The sequence below is a fragment of the Mesorhizobium kowhaii genome, from assembly GCF_003253745.1.
GTDB lineage: Bacteria > Pseudomonadota > Alphaproteobacteria > Rhizobiales > Rhizobiaceae > Mesorhizobium > Mesorhizobium kowhaii.
The window spans coordinates 388,665-408,728 of the sequence record NZ_MZXV01000080.1 but is presented as its reverse complement, the minus strand read 5'-3'; the positions used below and the strand labels follow the sequence as shown (position 1 = coordinate 408,728).

Annotated in this window: 17 protein-coding genes; 15 read left to right on the top strand and 2 right to left on the bottom strand. The window is 63.6% G+C overall.

Features of this window, described 5'->3' with window-relative positions; translation table 11 throughout:
* The 11 genes from B5V02_RS37485 to B5V02_RS37440 form a co-directional block, all read left to right on the top strand.
* The coding region (locus B5V02_RS37485; RefSeq protein ID WP_146606197.1) for a hypothetical protein at window positions 1-182 on the top strand (182 nt) is incomplete at its 5' end.
* A 463-nt stretch (window positions 183-645) separates the two neighbouring features.
* Window positions 646-1,209 carry an FAD/NAD(P)-binding protein gene (locus B5V02_RS42095; RefSeq protein WP_245446381.1) on the top strand — a complete coding sequence of 188 codons (564 nt, stop codon included), beginning with the start codon at window positions 646-648 and terminating at the stop codon, window positions 1,207-1,209.
* Between the two features lie 8 nt (window positions 1,210-1,217).
* The gene (locus B5V02_RS42090) at window positions 1,218-2,084 is read left to right on the top strand and encodes a hypothetical protein (protein ID WP_245446380.1); all 867 of its coding nucleotides are present in this window, start codon (window positions 1,218-1,220) and stop codon (window positions 2,082-2,084) included.
* 22 nt (window positions 2,085-2,106) lie between these two features.
* Window positions 2,107-3,282, top strand: a complete 1,176-nt coding sequence (locus B5V02_RS37475; RefSeq protein ID WP_111548937.1) for an acyl-CoA dehydrogenase family protein — start codon at window positions 2,107-2,109, stop codon at window positions 3,280-3,282.
* Window positions 3,283-3,395: 113 nt separating this feature from the next.
* Entirely contained in the window at window positions 3,396-4,751 is a 1,356-nt protein-coding gene (locus tag B5V02_RS37470) for an LLM class flavin-dependent oxidoreductase (RefSeq protein WP_111548936.1), read from the top strand.
* A gap of 7 nt (window positions 4,752-4,758) precedes the next feature.
* On the top strand, window positions 4,759-5,100 hold the full coding sequence (locus B5V02_RS37465; RefSeq protein ID WP_111548935.1) for a DUF3088 domain-containing protein: 342 nt from the start codon (window positions 4,759-4,761) through the stop codon (window positions 5,098-5,100).
* Between the two features lie 4 nt (window positions 5,101-5,104).
* The gene (locus B5V02_RS37460) at window positions 5,105-6,286 is read left to right on the top strand and encodes an acyl-CoA dehydrogenase family protein (protein WP_111548934.1); all 1,182 of its coding nucleotides are present in this window, start codon (window positions 5,105-5,107) and stop codon (window positions 6,284-6,286) included.
* Window positions 6,283-7,638: an LLM class flavin-dependent oxidoreductase gene (locus B5V02_RS37455; RefSeq protein ID WP_111548933.1), complete on the top strand. Its 1,356-nt coding sequence runs from the start codon at window positions 6,283-6,285 to the stop codon at window positions 7,636-7,638. The genes B5V02_RS37460 and B5V02_RS37455 overlap by 4 nt, the downstream gene beginning before the upstream one ends.
* A gap of 74 nt (window positions 7,639-7,712) precedes the next feature.
* Window positions 7,713-8,789, top strand: a complete 1,077-nt coding sequence (locus B5V02_RS37450) for an LLM class flavin-dependent oxidoreductase (RefSeq protein WP_111548932.1) — start codon at window positions 7,713-7,715, stop codon at window positions 8,787-8,789.
* A 60-nt stretch (window positions 8,790-8,849) separates the two neighbouring features.
* On the top strand, window positions 8,850-9,893 hold the full coding sequence (locus tag B5V02_RS37445; protein ID WP_111548931.1) for an aldo/keto reductase: 1,044 nt from the start codon (window positions 8,850-8,852) through the stop codon (window positions 9,891-9,893).
* Between the two features lie 80 nt (window positions 9,894-9,973).
* Complete coding sequence (locus B5V02_RS37440; RefSeq protein ID WP_111548930.1) at window positions 9,974-10,834, top strand: NADPH-dependent oxidoreductase; 861 nt, start codon at window positions 9,974-9,976, stop codon at window positions 10,832-10,834.
* Between the two features lie 34 nt (window positions 10,835-10,868).
* Here B5V02_RS37440 and gcvA read toward each other — a convergent pair whose 3' ends face one another.
* Window positions 10,869-11,879: a transcriptional regulator GcvA gene (gcvA, locus tag B5V02_RS37435; RefSeq protein ID WP_111548977.1), complete on the bottom strand. Its 1,011-nt coding sequence runs from the start codon at window positions 11,877-11,879 to the stop codon at window positions 10,869-10,871.
* 337 nt (window positions 11,880-12,216) lie between these two features.
* Here gcvA and B5V02_RS37430 point away from each other — a divergent pair, with 337 nt between their 5' ends.
* Together B5V02_RS37430 and B5V02_RS37425 are read left to right on the top strand one after the other, a co-directional pair.
* Window positions 12,217-13,812 carry an ABC transporter substrate-binding protein gene (locus tag B5V02_RS37430; RefSeq protein WP_111548929.1) on the top strand — a complete coding sequence of 532 codons (1,596 nt, stop codon included), beginning with the start codon at window positions 12,217-12,219 and terminating at the stop codon, window positions 13,810-13,812.
* Window positions 13,813-13,910: 98 nt separating this feature from the next.
* Complete coding sequence (locus B5V02_RS37425; RefSeq protein ID WP_111548928.1) at window positions 13,911-15,506, top strand: ABC transporter substrate-binding protein; 1,596 nt, start codon at window positions 13,911-13,913, stop codon at window positions 15,504-15,506.
* Between the two features lie 456 nt (window positions 15,507-15,962).
* On the opposite strand, the gene B5V02_RS37415 is transcribed toward B5V02_RS37425, so the two are convergent.
* Window positions 15,963-17,417: an FAD/NAD(P)-binding protein gene (locus B5V02_RS37415; RefSeq protein WP_111548927.1), complete on the bottom strand. Its 1,455-nt coding sequence runs from the start codon at window positions 17,415-17,417 to the stop codon at window positions 15,963-15,965.
* A 185-nt stretch (window positions 17,418-17,602) separates the two neighbouring features.
* On the opposite strand from B5V02_RS37415, the gene B5V02_RS37410 reads away from it, so the two are divergent.
* Window positions 17,603-18,961 (top strand): LLM class flavin-dependent oxidoreductase, encoded by a 1,359-nt coding sequence (locus B5V02_RS37410; protein WP_111548926.1) that lies wholly within the window; start codon window positions 17,603-17,605, stop codon window positions 18,959-18,961.
* Window positions 18,958-20,049 (top strand): rhodanese-like domain-containing protein, encoded by a 1,092-nt coding sequence (locus B5V02_RS37405; RefSeq protein WP_111548925.1) that lies wholly within the window; start codon window positions 18,958-18,960, stop codon window positions 20,047-20,049. The genes B5V02_RS37410 and B5V02_RS37405 overlap by 4 nt, the downstream gene beginning before the upstream one ends.
* Window positions 20,050-20,064: the final 15 nt, after the last annotated feature.

Sequence of the window (20,064 nt, the reverse complement as noted above, 5' to 3'; positions counted from 1 at the left end):
AATTCATTGGCTATGTCGACGCCGCGATGCCTCTTTTCGAAAAAACGGGTATCGCCGACAGCCTCGACGGAGGCGTCATTGCGCTATCGGGACCGAAGGATGTCACCGGCTTCCTGACGGCCCTGGGTGCTTTACGCCTATGGGCGCGCGAGCCCAAGGTGAAGATGTCCAAGCTGTCGTGAGGTGGTGAGTAATGTTTGAATGGCTGCAGCGTGGAGATAAGGCCCCCGTCTTGGGACGCCTGTTGAATAGCTGTACTGACCTATCCTGCGAGGACCGTCGCCGGTGTATCCGCGATCTGCCGTCCGTCAGATGGCGGACGTCACACAAGTCGGTCGACCAAGATCAAGCCGATCCCGCTGACCACGCGACTGCTGATGTCTTCGACACCAATGCCCCGGCTGCGCAGGCGTATTGCGCGTGAGCCGTGAGAAGATGAAAATGACCAGTGCCTGCGTCCGCTGCAATATCAAAAGCTTCTCCGGCTTCGGGGAGACCACACGCAATTCCCATTAGGTCGGCCGTGAAAGCGCGTCGTGGCAATGCAAGTGAAAAAAACTACCGGGCAATCAAAGCAGACATTTCTGGACTGTTTGCCGACCGAGGCGGAGTTTGGCATGACGCTCAACTTCAGCCGGGACTGAAATGGCCTTACCGACCGATCCACATCACGACGCCCGCGAAACACTTCGACTGATCGGTCCCGATCCGCAAAACTGGGTGCCGGATCGGGAGGGCGTCGAACACAATGTCTTCATCGTCGGTGGCGGGCAGACGGGCTCGACCTTTGCCTTCGCGCTAAGGCGGGCCGGCATCGGCAAGGTCACGGTCATCGATGCGGCGCCGGATGAGAGCAAGGCCGGGATCTGGCTCACCCATGCGCGGATGAACCGGCTGCGAACGCCAAAGGGCCTGCCGGGACCGGAACTCGGCCTGCCGGGCTTGAGCTTTCAATCATGGTATGAAGCCAGCCACGGTGCGGAAGCCTATGCCGGCTTCGACCGGATCGCACGGACGGATTGGGCGAACTACCTGAAATGGTATCGCGCGTTCCTCGGTATCGGCATCCGCTACGGCACGCGTCTCCTGCGCATCGAGCCGGCTGAAGGGCATTTTCGCCTTCACCTCGAAGCGACGGCAAGCCATCGGTCGAAACGGCGCGCAAGATCATTCTGGCCAATGGATTTGGCGGCAGCGGCGGTGCGGTGATACCGGATGTGCTTGCCGCTCTGCCTCCCGGCTTCGTTGCGCACAGCTCGGCGGCAATCGATTTCGCTTCGCTCAAGGGCAAGACAATCGCTGTCGTCGGATCCGCGGCTTCGGCATTCGATGCGGCCGGAGCGGCCCTTGAGGCCGGGGCAAAATCAGTGCGTCTCTTCGCCCGCCGCAACAGCATTGCCAGCGTGCCGATCAACCGCGTGCGCGGCTATCCCGGAGCCTATGACAACTATCCACTGCTGCCGGATGCGGTGCGCTGGCGCCAGGCACTGCGGTTTCGCGATGCCGGTTCGACGCCACCGCCCGATGCCGTGGAACGCGTTGTGCGGCACAAGAATTTCCACCTGCATCTCGGTGCCCCTTGGATCAACGCGGATGTCGAAGGCGGCAAGGTCGTCACCGATATCGGCGGCGAGACGTTTACCTTCGACTCCGTTATCGCCGGCACCGGCTATTTCGCCGACCCGACGCGCAAGCCGGAATTTGCCGATTTCGCCGCCTCCGTCCGGCTGTGGCGTGACCAGTACGCGCCACCGGAAGGCGAACTGGATGAGTTTTTCGGCGCCTATCCCTATCTTGGTCTCGGTCACGAATTCCTCGAGAAGGCGCCGGGCGAGGCGCCGCTCCTCAGGAATATCCATGTCTTCAATCCGGGCGGCTTCGTCAGTTTCGGCCTGCCGATCGGCGATGTCCCGTCGATCAGGCGCGATGTGCCGGCCGTGGTTGCGCGCATCAGCCGCGATCTCTTCCTGGCCGATCTCGACAGCCACGAGCGCCGCATCACTGGTAGCCATCCGGCCGAATTCGGCGAGGAGGCCTATGCCTCTTCCGTCTGGCGGCCGGCACAAACCATCGCGGCGGAATAGACGCATCTCATGGATACTGCAGATGACCTTCAGCCCTGACCTGTCCGATCCGTTCGTCGCCACGGCGGTCGAACTGCGCGATATCTTCGACCGGGATGCGGTGGCGCGCGACAAGGCCGGTGGACGGCCCGTCGAGCAAATCCGCCTGCTGAAGGAAAGTGGTTTGCCATCGGCGCAGATTCCCAAGCGCTACGGCGGCAAGGGCGCGTCTTGGCTGTCGGTGCTTCGCGTCGTGCGTGAATTCGCCCGCACCGACGGCTCGCTCGCCCATCTCTACGGCTACCATCATCTGCCGCTCAACGGCGTGCTGTTTCGCGGCACGGAGGCGCAGAAGGACCGGCTGCTGACGCGCTCGGCCCGCGAAAACTGGGTCTGGGGCAATTCCGGCAATGCGATGTCGAAAAGCTCGTCGGCCAGGCGCAATGGCAAGGGCTGGATTCTGAGCGGCTTTCGGCCGTTCTCTTCCGGGTCGCACATCGCCGACTACATCCAGGTCGCGTGGGAGGACGGTCAGGACCGGTTGGCAGCAGCGATTCCGGCCGATCGCGAAGGCATCGTCATCGAGGACGACTGGGACGGCGTCGGCCAACGCCAGACCGGCAGTGGCAAGGTCACCTTCAAGGACGTGCATGTCGGTGACGATGAGCTGATTGGCTCGCCCGCCGTGCCGCTGACGCCATTCCAGACGCTGACGTCACTTTTCCAGCAGGCGGTCCTGCTCAATCTGTTCGTCGGCAGCGCGCAAGGAGCGTTGAGCGAAGGCCGCGATTATACCAACTCGCAATCGCGCCCCTGGGTCTATTCCGGCTATGAGAAGCATACGGACGATCCGTTCGTGCAACGCAAATATGGCGACCTCTATATCCGCACGCTGGCTGCGGCCGAGCTCGCCGATATAGCGGCACGCAGCCTCGATGCCGCCTATGGCCAGGGCGAGGCGTTGACCCTGGAGCAGCGCGGGCAGACGGCGATCGATCTTGCCACCGCCAATGTCTATGCCGGGCAAATCGGCCTCGATGCGTCAAGCGAGGTTTTCGAGGTGATGGGCGCCCGCTCGGCAACCAAGGCCAACGGCTTCGACAGGTTCTGGCGCAACGTGCGCACGCACACGCTGCACAATCCGGCCGAGTACAAGAAGCGCACCGTCGGCATCTGGTTGCTGACCGGGGAATTCCCGGTCGGCGGACTGTATCGCTAGAGCGGTTCACCGTTTCATGGAAACGGCGAACCGCTCTATCCCTTTGTTTTTACGCAATTCCGGACGGAAAACCGTTTCACACTTTTCCTGGAATTGCTTTAGGAGGCGCGAAAATGGCTAGGCGCAAGGACAAGCTCAAGCTTGGAGCATTTCTTCTCTTCACCGGCCACCATGTCGCGGCCTGGCGCCATCCAGCGGCAGGCGAAGGGACCAGCCTCGGCGACTACGTCGAACTTGCGCGGCTGGCGGAAGCGGCCAAATTCGACACCATCTTCTTTGCCGACGGCGTGGCGGCGCGGCTGAGTAATCTCGAGGCGGCCAGCCGCAAGGCGCATAGCGGCGTCTATCCGTTCGAGCCGATCACGCTGCTGTCGGCGCTGTCTGCGGTGACCACGAGCATCGGCCTCATCGCCACCGCTTCGACCAGCTATTCCGATCCCTACAATCTGGCCCGCCAGTTCGCGTCGCTCGACCATCTGAGCGGCGGGCGCGCCGGCTGGAATCTGGTCACCTCTTCCGATCCAGAAGCGGCGTTCAATTTTGGCCACGAGGCGCATATCCAGCACGGCGACCGCTACGAGCGGGCCGAAGAGTTCGCCGATGTGGTGCTCGGCCTGTGGGACAGCTGGGAGGACGATGCCTTCCCGCGCGACAAGCCAAGCGGGCGCTATTTCGACAAGGACAAGCTGCATGTGTTGAACCATAAGGGCCAGCACTTCAAGGTGCGCGGTCCGCTGAACACGCCGCGAACGCCGCAAGGCCATCCGGTCGTCGTCCAGGCTGGGGCGTCCGGCCCCGGCAAGGAGCTGGCGGCACGCACGGCGGAAGCGATTTTCGCCGCGCAGATCACGCTTGATGAAGCCACCGCCTTCTATGCCGACGTCAAGGGCAGGCTCGGCAAATACGGCCGCTCCGAGGATGATCTGAAAATCCTCCCCGGCATCTTCCCGGTCGTCGGCCGGACCGAAGCCGAGGCTCACGATAAATTCGAGCAATTGCAGGATCTCATCCAGCCGGAGGTGGGCCTCGGTCTGGTGTCGGCGCTGGCCGGCGGTTTCGACCTCAGCTCGTACCCGCTCGACGGCCCGGTGCCTGACCTGCCGGAGACCAATGCCGGCAAGAGCCGGCAGGCGCTGGTGATCGATCTGGCGCGGCGCGAGAAACTGACGATCCGGCAGCTCTATCTGCGCATCGCCGGCGCCCGTGGCCACTGGCAGGTGGTCGGCACGCCCGAGCAGATCGCCGACACCATGGAAGAGCGGTTCGAGAACTACGGCGCCGATGGTTTCAACATCATGGCGCCGATCATGCCCGGCGGCTTGAAGGATTTCATCGAGCTGGTGGTGCCGGAACTGCGCCGCCGTGGCCTGTTCCGTCAGGAGTATGAGGGCAGCACCTTGCGCGACAATCTCGGCCTGAAACGGCCGGCAAACCGTTTTTCGCGGCATGCCGCAGCAGCCGCGGAATAGGCCGGCAATGGCACGCGATACGCTCTTTCTCATTCAGCCGGGTTTCTCCGACCCAAAACATCCGGGCCGGACATTCGTCTGTCCCTTTTGCAACCAGGTCGAAGGGTTGCTCGCTGCCTTTCCCGATCTCACCGCCAAACTGGACGTCGAGCGCGTCCCGTTCGCAAGGCCGAGAAGCAAGGTGATCGACGCTCTTGGCGAACGGCACCAGTCGCTGCCGGTGCTCGTCATCGGCAGCAATCAGCCCGCCGGCCTGCCGACGGCCAAGGGCAAGGCCTTCGCCGACGACACCAAGCGCATTCTTGCGCTGCTTGCCGAGCGCCACGGCTTCCCGCATCTGCACGAGTGACACGATGACCTTCGATCCCGATACCTCCAACCCATGGATCGCCAAGGCGGTCGAGTTGCGCGACATCTTTGCCCGTGACGCGGTCGAGCGCGACCAGCTTGGCGGCAGGCCCGTCGAACAGATCCGTCTGCTCAAGCAGAGCGGCCTGCTCACCATCGTCATTCCCAAGGAATTCGGCGGCGCTGGCGAACCCTATTCGACGGCGCTGAAAATCGGCCGCGAGTTCGCCAAGGTCGATGGTTCGATCGGCCACATCTACGGCTATCATTTCAGCGCTCTGATCGCGGCCAGGCTCAATTCGGACGAACCGCGCTCAGCCGATCTGCTGCGGCGTTCGGCTGCCGGCGACTGGTTCTGGGGCAACACCGGCAACAGCTTTTCCAAAACGCTGTTCGGCCGCAAGGACGGAGAATGGACGATCGTCAACGGCTTCAAACCCTTTGCCTCCGGCTCGCATGTCGCCGACTATCTTTCGACCTCGTGGGAAGACGAGGTCAGCGGCGAGAGGAAATTCGCGGCGATCCCCGCGGACCGCGAGGGCATCACCATTCTCGACGACTGGGACGGCATCGGCCAGACGCAGACCGGGAGCGGCAAGGTCGCCTACAAGGACGTCAGGATCCATGACAGCGAGCTCGTGCGCGGCTGGGTCGACGCGTCATTGCCGATCCGCACCATCGGCCCGCTGCAACAGCAAAGCGTGCTGCTCAATGTCTTCATCGGCACTGCCCAGGGCGCGCTGCTGGCGGCCCGCGACTACACCATCAACAGTTCGCGGCCATGGATGTATTCCGGTGTCGAGCGCCATATCGACGATCCATGGATCAAGCGCCAGTATGGCGAACTCTGGGTCAAGACGCGGGCGGCGACGGTGTTGGCCGACCGCGCGGCGGCGGCGCTCGATCATGCGATCGCGCGCGGCAAGGCGCTGACCGAGCAAGAGCGCGGCGAGGCGGCGGTTGCCGTGGCCGCGGCCAACGTGCTGGCGGGCGATGTCGCGCTGGAAGTTACCACCGAGATCTTCGAGGTGATGGGCGCGCGCTCGGCGGTGCGCAAATACGGCTTCGACCGCTTTTGGCGCAACGCGCGCATTCACACCTTGCACAACCCCGCCGAATACAAGACCCGCACCGTCGGCACCTGGTATCTGACCGGCGCCTATCCCGAGCCCGGCGTCTTTCGATGAGCGGCCGGCAGCTCCATCTCAACGTCAACATCCTGCATGCTGGCTTTTCGCCGGCGGCATGGCGGATGGACGGCGTCGACCCGCACGCTGCCTTCGACGTCAACCACTATGTGCAGGTCGCAAGGATTGCCGAACGCGGCACGTTCGATGCCATCTTTCTTGCCGACCAGGCCGCGATTGCCGACCGCATCGACTATCGTCCGATCACCTCGCTCGAGCCGACCATCGTACTGGCGACCATTGCGGCCGCGACCGAGCGCATCGGCCTGATCGCCACCGCTTCGACCAGCTTCAACGAACCCTATAATATCGCCAGGCGCTTCGCGACGCTCGACCATGTCAGCGGCGGGCGTATCGGCTGGAACATCGTGACCACGGCCGATCCGGCCTCGGCCCGCAATTTCGGCCTCACCGGTGCGATCGATCATGGCCGGCGCTACGAGCGGGCGGCGGAATTTGCCGAAATCGTCAAGGCGCTGTGGGACAGCTGGGAGGACGATGCCTTCATCGGCGACGTCGCCGGCGGGCGCTTCGTCGATGCCGCCAAGGTTCACGCCATCGAGCACAAGGGCGCGCATTTTTCGGTGCACGGGCCGCACAATGTGCCGCGTTCGCCGCAAGGGCATCCGGTCGTCGTCCAGGCCGGTGGATCGGATGACGGCAAGGAGCTCGCCGCACGCCACGCTGAAGCCGTCTTCTCGGCCTCGCAATCCCTCGAAGAAGCGCTTTCCTATGCACAAGAGCTGAAGACACGCGCCCAGATTTACGGCCGCACCGGCGGCGTGCCGCTCAACCTCGCCGGCCTAGCCACCATTATCGGCAGCACCGAGGCGGAAGCGGAGCGACGCCAGGAAGAGTTGTGGGACCGCATCCCGCTCGACTACAGCCTGACGCGGCTGTCCGGCGTTCTCGGCATCGATCGCGAGCGGCTGAAGCTCGACGAGAAGCTGCCGGAAGGGATTCAGCTGCCCTCCAACGGCGGCCACACGTTCTTCAAGGCCACGCTCACGCTCGCCCGCAGCAACGGTTTCACCGTTCGCCAATTGATCCGGGCGTTGAACGGCAGCACCGGTCACCGCACCATCGTCGGCACGCCGGAGCACATCGCCGACGATATCGAAAGATGGTTTCTTGCCGGCGCCGCCGACGGCTTCAATCTGATACCGGACGTGCTGCCGACCGGACTGGAAGTCTTTGTCGATACGGTCGTGCCGATCCTGCGCCGGCGTGGCCTGTTCCGCACGGACTATGAAGGGCGCACGCTGCGCGACCATCTCGGGCTCGCCCGGCCCGAAAGCCGTTTCGCGCAGCCGCCGCACAAGGCGCCAGCGCTGCTCGGGGCCACCCATTGAATGATCATCAAAAGACGACGGAGCGGAAGGTCCTGCCGTTGACCTCCATACCCGGCCAGAATACAGGCCCGACAATGAGCGCCGATACCGAATTTCTTTGGTACATCCCGAACCAGGTTGATCCCGGTCACCGCGGCGACTCGGCCGTCGAGAACCACAACAGCCTGGAGACGCTGACCAGCCACGCGAAGGCGCTTGAGGAACACGGCTGGAAGGGCGCGCTGATCGGTACCGGCTGGGGTCGGCCCGACACGTTTACCGTCGCGGCCTCGCTCGCCGCGCGGACCACCTCCTTCGAGCCGCTCATCGCGATCCGCCCGGGTTACTGGCGACCGGCGCACTTCGCATCCGCCGTAGCCACGCTCGACCAGCTGACTGCCGGTCGCGTGCGTATCAACATAGTGTCGGGCAAGGACAACCTCGCTGCGTATGGCGACAGCGAAGGCGACCAGATACATCGCTATGCCCGCACCAGAGAGTTCATGCGGCTGGTTCGCAGACTTTGGACCGAAGAGAACGTGACGTTTGCCGGCGAGCACTTCCAGGTCACCGGGTCTACCGTCATGCCCCGCATCCATGTCCGTGGCGATCGTCGCCATCCCAAGCTCTACTTCGGCGGCGCCTCGGAGGCGGCCGAGCGGGTGTCGGCCAGCGAGGCGGATGTCCAGCTCTTCTGGGGGGAGCCGCTCGACGGCGTCCGGGAGCGGATCGAGCGGCTCAAGGCCTTGAGCAGGGAACTTGACCGGGACCTCCCGCCTCTGGAATTCGGGTTACGGGTCACCACGCTGGTCCGCGACACCGCTGGGCAGGCCTGGGCGGACGCCGAGGCGAAGGTCGACGAGATGGCCAAGGGCAACGGCGCCGGCTGGAACGATCACGGTCGGGCGGTAGCGGTAGGCCAGCAGCGGCTGCTCGATTTGCACGCGCGTGGCGAGGTGCTGGACGGCAACCTGTATACTGCGCCGGGCAAGTACGGCGGCGGCGGCGCCGGCACCACTTGGCTGGTCGGCTCGGCCGCCGACGTCGCCCGCTCGCTCGGCAGGTACCGGGATCTGGGCATCACGCACTTCGTGCTCTCGGACACACCGTATCTTTTCGAGATCAAGCGGCAAGGCGATCAGTTGCTTCCGCTATTGCGCAATGGGGCCTAAGCCGCGCTTCTTGAACCGGCAAGTGCCGGCGAGGGAAGTGGCGTGCAGGGAAGGGTTTGGATGAAGAGAACGATTTTGGGTCCGGAAGGCCCGCACGTGAGTTCGATCTGCCTGGGATCAATGACCTGGGGTCGTCAGAACACCGAGGCCGAGGCGCACGCACAGCTTGATCGTGCGGTCGAGCGGGGCGTGAATTTCATCGACACCGCAGAGGTCTATCCCGTCAACCCGGTTCGCGAAGACTCGGTCGGTCGAACCGAAAGCTACATTGGAAGCTGGCTCGCGCCGAGAAGCCGCCGCGACGATTTGGTAATCGCCACCAAGGTGTCGGGTCTCGGCCAGGACGTTGTGCGCGGCGGCGCGAAGATCACCGCCGAAACGCTGCGGACCGCGGTTGAAAATTCGCTGCGCCGGTTGAGGACGGACTACATCGATCTGTACCAACTCCACGTACCCAACCGAAGTCACTACCATTTTCGCCGGGTCTGGAGCTTCGATCCGTCCGGGCAGGTGAAGGCGGAGGCTGTGGCCGGCATGGCCGAATGCCTGGAAATGCTCGCCGCGCTTCGCAATGAAGGCAAGATCAGGCATTTCGGGCTGTCAAACGAAACGACATGGGGCATGGCGCAGTGGCTGCGCCTCGCCGACGACGGTGTCGGTCCTCGCCCGCTGACGATCCAGAACGAATATTCGCTTCTCTGCCGCTACTACGATACCGACCTCGCGGAGCTTGCCGTGAACGAGGGGGTAACGCTGCTTGCCTATTCGCCGGCGGGAGCGGGCCTGCTCAGCGGCAAATACCGGCCCGACTACTCGCCGGAAGGATCGCGTCGCGCACTCAATGGCGACCTCGGCGGCCGTTGCTCGCCGCGGGTGTGGCCGGCTGTCGACGCCTATATTTCGATCGCCCGGGAGGCCGGCATCCACCCCGTGACGATGGCAGTCGCTTTCGTGCGGTCTCGCCCGTTTCCCGTTGTCCCCATCGTCGGGGCGACCAGCGTCGAACAACTCGACCATGCGCTCGATGCAGCCTCGATCGAACTGTCGCCGGAGATACTGGCGCGGATCGGCGAGGCGTACAGGGCGCATCCAATGCCATTCTGATGTGACCTGTGCCGCTTCAATCAATCGGCATGCAACGTGCCGGGTAGCCGAATAAGTCAGATTGCCGAATAGGGAAGACGATGTCACAGCCGGCCGCCTTCAGCACCCGCCCGTCCGACGCCGACCTGCGTGGTGAAGCGGCGCTACGGCGGCGTTATCGGGCGCCGCAAAGCGCGCATACCGGCAACTGGAACGAAGCCCTCGAGGCGATCCTTTCGCATCGCTCGGTCCGCAACTATCTCGCCAGGCCTCTGCCCGAAGGGACGCTGGAACTGATCGTTGCCGCTGCCCAGTCGGCGCCGACTTCTTCCAACCTCCAGGCGTGGAGTGTGATCGCTGTCGAGGATCCAGCGCGCAAGGCGCGGCTTGCCGGACTGGCGGCGATCAATCGCCATATCGAGCAGGCACCGCTGCTGCTGGTCTGGTTGGCCGACCTGTCGCGGTTGCGCGCTATTGCCGAGGCAAACGGACGGGCAGGCGAGGGCCTCGACTACCAAGAGAGTTTTCTGTTGGCCGTGATCGACGCCGCACTTGCCGCGCAGAATGCCGTGGTGGCGATCGATGCGCTCGGGCTCGGCTCCTGCTATATTGGCGCCATGCGCAACCATCCGCGGGAGGTGGCGCGCGAGCTCGGCCTGCCGCCGGAAACCGTAGCGGTGTTCGGCCTGACCGTCGGCTATCCCGATCTCCTGGCCGCGACCGATATCAAGCCCAGACTGCCGCAGGCTGTGGTGTTGCATCGCGAGCGCTACCAATCAGCTCCGCATCCGGACGATCTCGCAGCCTACAACCAGACGCTTCGCACCTTCCAGCAGGAGCAGTCGATACCCGTCGTCGACTGGACCGAGATGATGTCGAACCGCATCGGCAGCACGGCGGCACTGAAAGGCCGCGATCGCCTGGGCGATGCGCTCAAGGCGCTGGGCTTCAAGCTGAAATAGCCGAGCCCTGCTTCTCTGCAAGACTGAGGCAGAACTATTCAGCGGCGATGATGGCGATGCGCGCCGGCAGTGCCGCCGGCGGTGTGAAGTCGAGCGCGCCAAGCCTCCGCGCCTCAGCCTTCAACCAGCCATGGAAGCGCTCGACGGTCGCGAGCTTCGCCTTGTGCGGCGTCGTCGCGAAATAATAGGAAAACTCGACCGGCTGCGGCGAGCCGAACGGGCTGACCAGCCGCCCCGCGGCAAGGTCGGGTTCGGCCAGACGGAATTTGCCGAGACCGATGCCCTTGCCGGCCACAGCCGCGTCGAGCACCAGCGAGGACTGGCTAAGCCGTATGCCACCTTCGACAAGGCGGCCGGACAGGCCGTTGGATCGCAGCCAGCCCTTCCAGTCCGGGCAGCTCGGGTCGCGTTCCGGTCCCTCCTCATGTAGGATCGGCGCATCACGCAGCCCTTCCGGCCCGCGATAGAGACCGTGCATGCGGGCAAATTCCGGGCTGCAAACGGGCAGCACCGCTTCCGAGAACAGCCGTTCCGTGATCAGGCCGCTATAGGCGCCCGAGCCGTAGCGGATGACGCAGTCGATGTCTTCGCTGGCGAAATCGGCAAGGCGCGTCGATGCATCGACCAGCACTTCAAGCCCGGGTACCGCATCGCGCAGCGCGTCGAGGCGCGGGATCAGCCATTTGCTGGCGAAGGAAGGGGCGACCGATACCTTGATCGGCGCATCTTCCTCGTCACCGGAAATACGCGCGACCGATTCGACAACCACGTCGAAGGCCTCGGTGAGGCCGGGCATCAAAGCCTGACCGGCCGAGGTCAGCAGAAGCTCGCCGCGATTGCGCTGGAACAGCGGTTGCCCCAGATGATCCTCGAGCAGGCGGATCTGCTGGCCGATGGCGGCGGGCGTGACGTGGAGTTCTTCTGCCGCCCGCGTAAAGCTCAGATGGCGGGCGGTTGCGACAAAAGCGCGAAGCGAAGTCAGCGGCGGAAGTCTCGCCAGCGTCGGTCGCAGCTTCCTCGGTTTTGCGCGAATGAGATCAACCATGAGGCGCATTCAACACGTTCAGGCCCGGCGCGACGAGGGCGGGCTTTGCGCCAAAGCACGCGGCGGAAAATTTCGTTTGCCGCAGCGTCGCGTCAGCGGGAACGGAAATCTAAAAAATCGCAATGTCTACTGTTCTTGTAGAAATAAGATGGACGGCACCGATTTGGGTATCAGCCCGCGTGGCAGGCCATGGAATGAAACGGTCGTGCGAAGCGGCGCTTTCGGCAGGCGATAGAAAATCATTCTTCCGGTTTTGCGGCACCACAGGGATCATTGCGTCGAGGCGCCGGAATGCGTTCGGCCGCCGGATGCAATCCGTTTTCCGGAGCCCAAGACCATGTCTGTCAATCGTCGTCATTTCAACCAGCTGCTGTTGCTTGGCGGTGCGAGCTTCGCATTGCCCGGTCTTTCCTTTGCCGCCGAAGGCACGCCCGTTCAGGGCGGCACGCTCAACTGGGCCTACTATCCCGATCCGACGTCGCTGATTGCCATCAACACTTCGTCGGGCACCGGCCAGGCGATCGGTCCCAAGGTGAATGAAGGCCTGCTTGATTTCGCCTATGACCTCACCCCGAAACCGCTGCTGGCGACGGAGTGGTCGATCAGCGATGACGGCCTGCGCTACACCTTCAAGCTGCGCGAGGGCGTCAAGTGGCATGACGGCAAGGACTTCACCTCGGAAGACGTTGCCTTCACCATCTTCCGGCTGAAGGAGGCGCATCCGCGTGGCCGCATCACCTACCAGAACGTGACGGCGGTCGAGACGCCCGATCCGCACACCGCCATCATCGTGCTTTCAAAGCCGGCGCCCTATCTGATTACGGCGCTGAGCAGCTCGGAATCACCGATCGTGCCGAAGCACGTCTACGAAACGTTCAAGCCGGCGGAACAGCCGAAGCTCGAACAGACGATCGGCACCGGTCCCTTCGTTCTCAAGGAATGGGTGCCCGGCAGCCATCTGATCTTCGACCGCAATCCGAACTATTGGGACGCGCCCAGGCCCTACCTCGACCGCATCGTCCTGCACGTCATCCTCGACCCGGCCGCGCGCTCGGCGGCTCTTGAAACCGGCGAGATCGATATCGGCGCCAATCCCGTGCCGTTGGCCGACATCGAGCGGCTGAAGGCCAACCCCGCTCTGGTCGTCGACACCAATACCTATGCCTATTCCGGCCCGCAGCAGCAATTGTTCTTCAACTACGAGAACGAAATCCTGACCAAGCGCGACGTGCGCCTGGCCATCGCCCACGCGATCGATCTACAGAAACTGGTCGACATCGCGCTCTACGGCTATGCGCAGGTATCGCCAAGCCCGATCAGCACGGCGCTGCCCAAATGGTATGACCCCAGCATCAAGGCGCGCGAGCCCGACCCCAAACTGGCGGAGAAGCTGCTCGACGACGCCGGCCATCCGCGCGGCGCCGACGGTACGCGCTTCAAGCTCCGGCTCGCCTACAATGCGTTCCTGCCGGCGTCGTATGCCGATTTCATCAAGCAGTCGCTGGCAGTGGTCGGCATCGACGCCGAGATCCTGAAGCTCGACCTGTCGACGTTCCTGAAGACCGTCTACACCGACCGCGCCTGGGACCTGGTGGTCGAGTCGCTGTCGAACACCTTCGATCCGACGCTCGGCGTCCAGCGCGCCTACTGGTCGAAGAACTTCAAGATCGGCCTCGTCTTCTCCAACGCCAGCCACTACGCAAACCCCGAGGTCGACCAGATCCTCGAAGCCGCCGCCATCGAGCCCGACGAAACCAAGCGGCGCGAGCTCTGGTACAAGTTCCAGCACATCATCCATGACGACGTGGTGTCGGTCGATCTCGTTGCGGCCGGTGCCCAGATCGTTGCCAACAAGAAGGTCAGGGATTTCGCGCCCGGCGCTCAAGGGATCAACAACAGCTTCGCGCAGATATGGCTCGCGCCAAACGCCTGAGCACTCTGCAAATCCCTCCGGTTGGGATCGGCGCGTGAAAACGGCGATCCCGACTTTTCTCCATGAAAGATAAATCGCGTCAATTCGGAGTACCGACCATGACCATCAACCGACGCCTGTTCAATCAGTTCCTGCTGCTGGCCGGCACGAGCGCCGCCCTTCCCGCCGGAGCCTTCGCAGGTGACGCAAAGCCGGTGGCCGGCGGCACGCTCAACTTCGTCTACTATCCCGAGCCCAACCAGATCGTTTCCATCAACACCAGCGCCGGCGGACCGGCCACCATCGGTCCGAAGATTTTCGACGGCCTGCTCGCCTACGATTACGATCTCAATCCGCGACCACAACTTGCCACCGAATGGTCGATCAGCGACGACGGGCTCGAATATGTCTTCAAGCTGCGCCAGGGGGTGAAGTTCAGCGACGGCCATGACCTGACCTCCGAGGACGTGGCCTTTTCGATCTCACGGCTGCGCGAAGCGCATCCGCGTGGGCGCATCACCTTCCAGAACGTCACCGACATCGACACGTCGGACCCGCATATCGTGAAAATCAAATTGTCGAAGCCGTCCGCCGCCCTGATCTCGGGGCTGGCCGCGACGGAATCGCCGGTCGTGCCCAAGCACGTCTACGAGAAGCTGAAGCCGGCGGACGATCCATCCTTCGAGCAGATCATCGGCAGCGGGCCGTTCGTGCTGAAGGAATGGGTAAAGGGCAGCCACATCCTCGTCGAAAAGAATCCGACCTATTGGGATGCACCGAAACCCTATCTCGACCGGATCATTTTCCGCTTCATCACTGATCCGGGCGCGCGCGCCGCGGCACTCGAGACGGGCGAAGTCGACATCGGGCCGAACCCGGTGGCGTTTGCGGACCTGGAGCGGTTCAAGGCGCTGCCGCAATTCGTCGTCGACAGCACGGTCTTCGCCTATAGCGGCCCGTTGCACCAGCTGATCATCAATCTCGAAAACCCGATCCTGAAGGAGAAGAAGGTCCGTCAGGCAATTGCGCATGCGATCGACCTCGACGCGGTGAACGCCATCGTGTTTTACGGCTATGGCCAAGTGTCGCCGACGCCGATCAGCGTCGTCAACAAGAAGTATTTCGATCCCGATGTGAAGGCCGCGACGTTCGATACGGCGCTGTCGGAAAAACTGCTTGACGAGGCCGGCTTCAAGCGGGGAGCAGATGGCATCCGCTTCAAGCTCAGGCTCACGAACAATCCCTATAATCCATGGGGCTATGCCGACTTCCTCAAGCAGGCGTTGGCCAAGATCGGCATCGATGCCGAGATCGAAAAATTCGACTTCGGCACCTATGTCAAAACCATCTACACCGACCGCACCTGGGACCTGTCGACGGAATCCTGCGGCAACATCTTCGATCCGAGCGCCGGCGCGCAGCGACTTTACTGGTCGAAGAACATCAAGAAAGGGCTGCCGTTCTCCAACGGCGCGCACTATGAGAATCCCGAGGTCGACCGGTTGCTTGAAGCCGCATCGGTCGAGCTCGACGAGGCCAAGCGCAAGCAGCTGTTCTTCAAATTCCAGGAGATCATCGCCGACGAGTTGCCGATCATCAATCTGATCGCGCCGCCGACCATCATCATCGCCCGCAAAACGGTGAAGAACTACGCGCCCGGCGCCGAAGGCCTGTCGGCCAATTTCGCCGACGCCTATCTCGATCCGAACGCCTGAATCTGCGGGCAACCAGAAAGAAAAGATCGGTCTTATGTAGCAAAAGCACCAAAGGTGTCGGGGTGACTATCCGGCCTTGTCCTTGCGGACTATGGAAAGCTTCGGCTGGTGGGCTTCCCGGATGATCGTGAGAGCCTCGTCTCTAGTGATGCCGACCTTGCGGGCATAGTAGCTTCCCTTTCAAGCCTGCCTTCTAATGGGGCTTCAATCGCCTGCTTTGCTTTCTGCTTTGCCTTCTTTCCCATGTGCCGAATCATAGCACATTCAGCCGGCCAACCCTATGGCTAGCTATTCGGCTGGATCGCCCGGAATAGCGTCGTGAACTTCCGTGACGATGTTATGGGAATCCACCCTTTAGGTCGTGCGGGAAGTTGGTGCTTTGCTACATAGGACCGGAAAAGAGCCGCATCTCGATGCCGCGCTTTTCGTTTCTGTCCTTTTGCAGGGTGAGCAACCTCAGGCCAGAGCACGCAGCTTTGGGCTGGCCCCGACCAGAAGGTTGGCAAGGGCGATGGCTTGCGCAAGCTGTTCGCCGATGGAACTCGATTCCCAGGCGACGCCGCGCAGCGGGTGGCCGATGGCAAAGAGATTGCCATGGGTCCTGCCGTCACCGGAAATCACCCGGCCGTCATGCGTGGCGTCGATGCCGAAGCCGGTTGCGTGCGGTCTGACGATGCCGTTCTCGAGCAGGCCGTGGACAAACGGATCGGCGATCCGCCGCCAATCATGCTCCTGATGGCCGCGGCAGTTGACGATACCATCGAAGCGCACGCGTTCGACCGCGCCGGTATCGCGCCAGCGGATCTCGGCTGCGATGCCCGTGGCTTCGGGATAGAGTCCAAGGACCCGTCCGGCTCCCGCCGTCCAGCGGCCTTGCTTCTGCGCCAGTGCAACGCGCTCAAAGCTCGGCGGTGCCGCACGGTGCGCGGTGACGTCCCAGAAAGCGCGGAGGTGGCGTGTGAACTTCAGACGCTCCCTGTCGGTGGCGCCTTGCCACAAGGCCAGGATCCACGGCCGGATGGTCAGCGGCAGCCCTTGCCAGTCCAGCCCGGCGGCAGCGATCGCCCGACGTTCGGCCTTGACCGAGGCGAGCAGCGCGCTGGCGGTTTTAGGCAATGGCCGGTCGACGAGGAAGTCGCGCCACGCCTCGGTGTTGCGCCGTGGCTCGACAATCTGTCCCCGCCGCGACACCACGCGATAGCGGCCCTCGAAGCCGCGTGCCTCCATGCTGGCGACGACGTCGACCATGCTCAGACTGGAACCGATCAGCAGCAGTTCCTTGCTGCCGGCGAGCCGGTCCAGCGCTGCTGAATCCCAGGGATTTGCGACATAGCGGGGATCGCTGACGATTGCTGCTTCCGTGGCGGAGGGCTCGCTCTGAAAAACGCCTGTCGCCAGCACGGCCTCATCCGCCAGCAATTGCTGGCCGTCGCTGGTGCCGACGCAGACTCCGGATGGACCGGTCAGCATATCGACGGCGGATGCCTTGATGTGGCGCAGTGACGAACGCCCGTCAGCTTCTCGGATCGCTCTGGTCAGTTCCGACTGGACATAGCTGCCGAACAGCCAACGCGGCGGGCTGGAGTCCGGCACATCCGCGGGCGGCGTCCAGCCGTGGTCGGGTCCATTCGCCAGCAGCCAGCGAACGAGGTGATCGGGATCGTCCGGATGCAGCGAGAAGATGCGCGCCGCGCCGTTGACGAGGTGTTGCGGATCGGCGGTGCCGTAGGCTACGCCACGACCAAGCTGGGCCCGGCGCTCGATCATGGTGATCGCCAGCGGCTCCGTCGAACGGTCAAGCAATTTGATCGCGGTAAGGGCGCCGGCAAAGCCACCGCCCACAATAATGATCGAGCGCGGGATCGAATGCGGGGGGATGATCGACGGCGGGGAAGAGGGGGTATGAGGCATCAAGAACCTTTGCGACGCCGGCGGTGCGTGGCTCTAGCCCATCGCCTCGGCAGTGGCCATCGTGCTGTCCCATAACCCGATGTCAAAAAACAATAATTGCCAGCTGGCGAAAGGCATTCTTTCGCTCAGCGCGTTTGGCAGGCGCTAGATAGGAAGCCCCTTTGCGACCAGCCCGAGAGCCGCCGATGACTAAAGATCGAAAGATAAGGCTTGGAGCCTTCGTCCGCGGACCTGGCCATCATGTCGCCGCCTGGCGCCATCCCGATGTGCCCGCCAATCCGGGCCTGAGTTTTCAGCACTATGCGGACGCCGCGCGCACCGCCGAGCGCGGTCTCTTCGACATGGTCTTCCTCGCCGACAGCCTCAGCGCGCGCAATGGCGAGCAACCGATCGAGACTTTCGAACGCACCGGCCATGTCGTGCATTTCGAGCCGCTGACGCTTTTGTCGGCCCTCTCGACCATCACGCAGAGGATCGGGCTCGTCGCGACCGCCTCGACCACCTATTGGGAACCTTTCCATCTGGCGCGCCTATTCGCTTCGGTCGACCATCTAAGCGGCGGCCGGACAGGCTGGAATGACGTCACCTCGGCCGACGCGCCGGCGGCCGCCAATTTCAGCCGCGACCAGCATCCCGTCCATGCCGACCGCTACGACCGCGCGGAAGAGTTTGTTGCCGTGGCGCAGAAGCTCTGGGACAGCTGGGACGACGATGCCTTCGTCGCCGACAAGGCTTCGGGGATCGCCATCGAACGGCACGGTATCCATGCCCCTGACCACGTTGGCCGGCATTTCCGCGTCAAGGGACCGCTCAACGTCGCCCGCCCTCCGCAGGGCCATCCCGTCATCGTTCAGGCCGGTTCTTCCGATGCCGGCCAGCAACTGGCAGCCAGGACGGCGGAGGTGGTTTTCACCGCCCATCCCACCCTTGAATCGGCGCGCGGTTTTTACACCGAGCTGAAAGGCCGGCTGGGGGGCTTTGGCCGCTCTGCCGATTCCTTGAAGATCATGCCAGGTGTCTTCCCGGTCGTTGCGCCGACGCGCACGGAGGCCGAGGACAAGTTCGACGCCATCCAACGCCTGGTCGATCCGGTGGTTGGCGTGGCGCTGGTTTCCGGCTTGCTCGGCGGCGTCGATCTATCCGGCCATCCGCTCGACGGACCGCTGCCGGAACTCGGCAGTTCCGATGCGGTGAAGAGCCGCCTGAAGGTCGTTTCCGAATTGGCCGCGAGCCGGAACCTGACCATCCGGCAATTGTATCTCGCCATTGCCGGCGCACGTGGCCATTTCCAGATCGTCGGCACGCCGAAGGATGTCGCCGACATGATGGAAGAGTGGTTCACCGGCGGGGCGGCGGACGGCTTCAACGTCATGCCGCCGATCCTGCCGACGGGCCTCACCGATTTCGTCGACCTCGTCATCCCGGAACTGCAGCGGCGGGGCCTGTTCCGCACCGCTTACGAAGGCAGGACGTTGCGCGAGAATCTCGGCCTTGCGCGTCCGGTCCGCGGCGCCGCCGAGCATCAGGAGAGGAAAGCATCATGAACGCGAGCACGATCGATTCGGAAACGTTTCGCCAATGGCTGGCCGATGGGGAAGAACTGGCGGTGCTGGATATCCGAGACAGCGCGACTGTCGGATATGCGTCGCCGCTGTTTGCCACCAATCTGCCCGCGGATCAGGTCGAAGCGGAGATCGACCGCTTCATCCCGCGCAAATCGGTGCGCACCGTGCTGGCCGATGACGGCAGCGGCGTTGCCGAGCAACTTGTCGAACGGTTGACCGGGCATGGTCGCAGCCAGCTTTTCGCACTGGCCGGTGGAATTCCGGAATGGACGAAAGGTGGCGTGGAAGGCTTGCCGACCTTCGACACGCCGGGCGTCGATTTTTCGCTGGCGATCCGCGACGAGAAGGGAACGCCGGTCATTACCGCTGAAGAACTCGTGGCGCTCAGGCGCCAGGGCACCGACGTGGTCGTGCTCGACAGCCGAACGGTGGCGGAGTTCGACAAGGACCATGTGCCGGGCGCCATCAGCGTGCCGGGCGCCGAGCTGGTGCTGCGCTTCGCCGACCTGGTGCCGTCGCCGGAGACGCAGGTGGTTGTCTCCTGCGCCGGCCTGCCGCGCGCCATCATCGGCGCGCAAACGCTGATCGACGCCGGCGTGCCCAACAGGGTCGCCTATCTGCACGACGGCACCAAGGCGTGGCGCGAGGCTGGTCTTGCGCTGGAAACCGGCAAGACCGCCGTCTATGGTCCGGCCAGCGAGAACGCCAGGCGCTTCGCCGGTGAGCACATCGCAAAACTTGCCGGAGGCGACAGCTTTCCCCGCATCGATGCGGCGGCGGCCGAAGCCTGGGCGAAGGACGATAAGCGGACGACCTATTTGCTCGACGTGCGCACGCCGGAGGAATTCGCCAAAGCGCACATTCCGGGCTCGATCGCGTCGGAGGGCGGGCAGTTGCTCGGCGTCGCCTACCGCAGCATCGCGGTGCGCGGCGCCCGGGTCGTTCTGATCGACGATCTGCTTGGCGTTCGCGCGGCGACGACGGCGCACTGGCTGCAGCGGCGCGGCTTCGAGATCGCCATCCTCCTGCATGACTTCCAGTCGGCCAGGCTGGTGGAAGCGGCGTAGAGGCAGGAGGACTGT

Coding starts and splice junctions, on each gene's coding strand:
- B5V02_RS42095 (WP_245446381.1), top strand. CDS start 646: ATGGCCTTACCGACCGATCCACATCACGACGCCCGCGAAACACTTCGA.
- B5V02_RS37475 (WP_111548937.1), top strand. CDS start 2,107: ATGACCTTCAGCCCTGACCTGTCCGATCCGTTCGTCGCCACGGCGGTC.
- B5V02_RS37470 (WP_111548936.1), top strand. CDS start 3,396: ATGGCTAGGCGCAAGGACAAGCTCAAGCTTGGAGCATTTCTTCTCTTC.
- B5V02_RS37465 (WP_111548935.1), top strand. CDS start 4,759: ATGGCACGCGATACGCTCTTTCTCATTCAGCCGGGTTTCTCCGACCCA.
- B5V02_RS37460 (WP_111548934.1), top strand. CDS start 5,105: ATGACCTTCGATCCCGATACCTCCAACCCATGGATCGCCAAGGCGGTC.
- B5V02_RS37455 (WP_111548933.1), top strand. CDS start 6,283: ATGAGCGGCCGGCAGCTCCATCTCAACGTCAACATCCTGCATGCTGGC.
- B5V02_RS37450 (WP_111548932.1), top strand. CDS start 7,713: ATGAGCGCCGATACCGAATTTCTTTGGTACATCCCGAACCAGGTTGAT.
- B5V02_RS37445 (WP_111548931.1), top strand. CDS start 8,850: ATGAAGAGAACGATTTTGGGTCCGGAAGGCCCGCACGTGAGTTCGATC.
- B5V02_RS37440 (WP_111548930.1), top strand. CDS start 9,974: ATGTCACAGCCGGCCGCCTTCAGCACCCGCCCGTCCGACGCCGACCTG.
- gcvA (WP_111548977.1), bottom strand. CDS start 11,879: ATGGTTGATCTCATTCGCGCAAAACCGAGGAAGCTGCGACCGACGCTG.
- B5V02_RS37430 (WP_111548929.1), top strand. CDS start 12,217: ATGTCTGTCAATCGTCGTCATTTCAACCAGCTGCTGTTGCTTGGCGGT.
- B5V02_RS37425 (WP_111548928.1), top strand. CDS start 13,911: ATGACCATCAACCGACGCCTGTTCAATCAGTTCCTGCTGCTGGCCGGC.
- B5V02_RS37415 (WP_111548927.1), bottom strand. CDS start 17,417: ATGCCTCATACCCCCTCTTCCCCGCCGTCGATCATCCCCCCGCATTCG.
- B5V02_RS37410 (WP_111548926.1), top strand. CDS start 17,603: ATGACTAAAGATCGAAAGATAAGGCTTGGAGCCTTCGTCCGCGGACCT.
- B5V02_RS37405 (WP_111548925.1), top strand. CDS start 18,958: ATGAACGCGAGCACGATCGATTCGGAAACGTTTCGCCAATGGCTGGCC.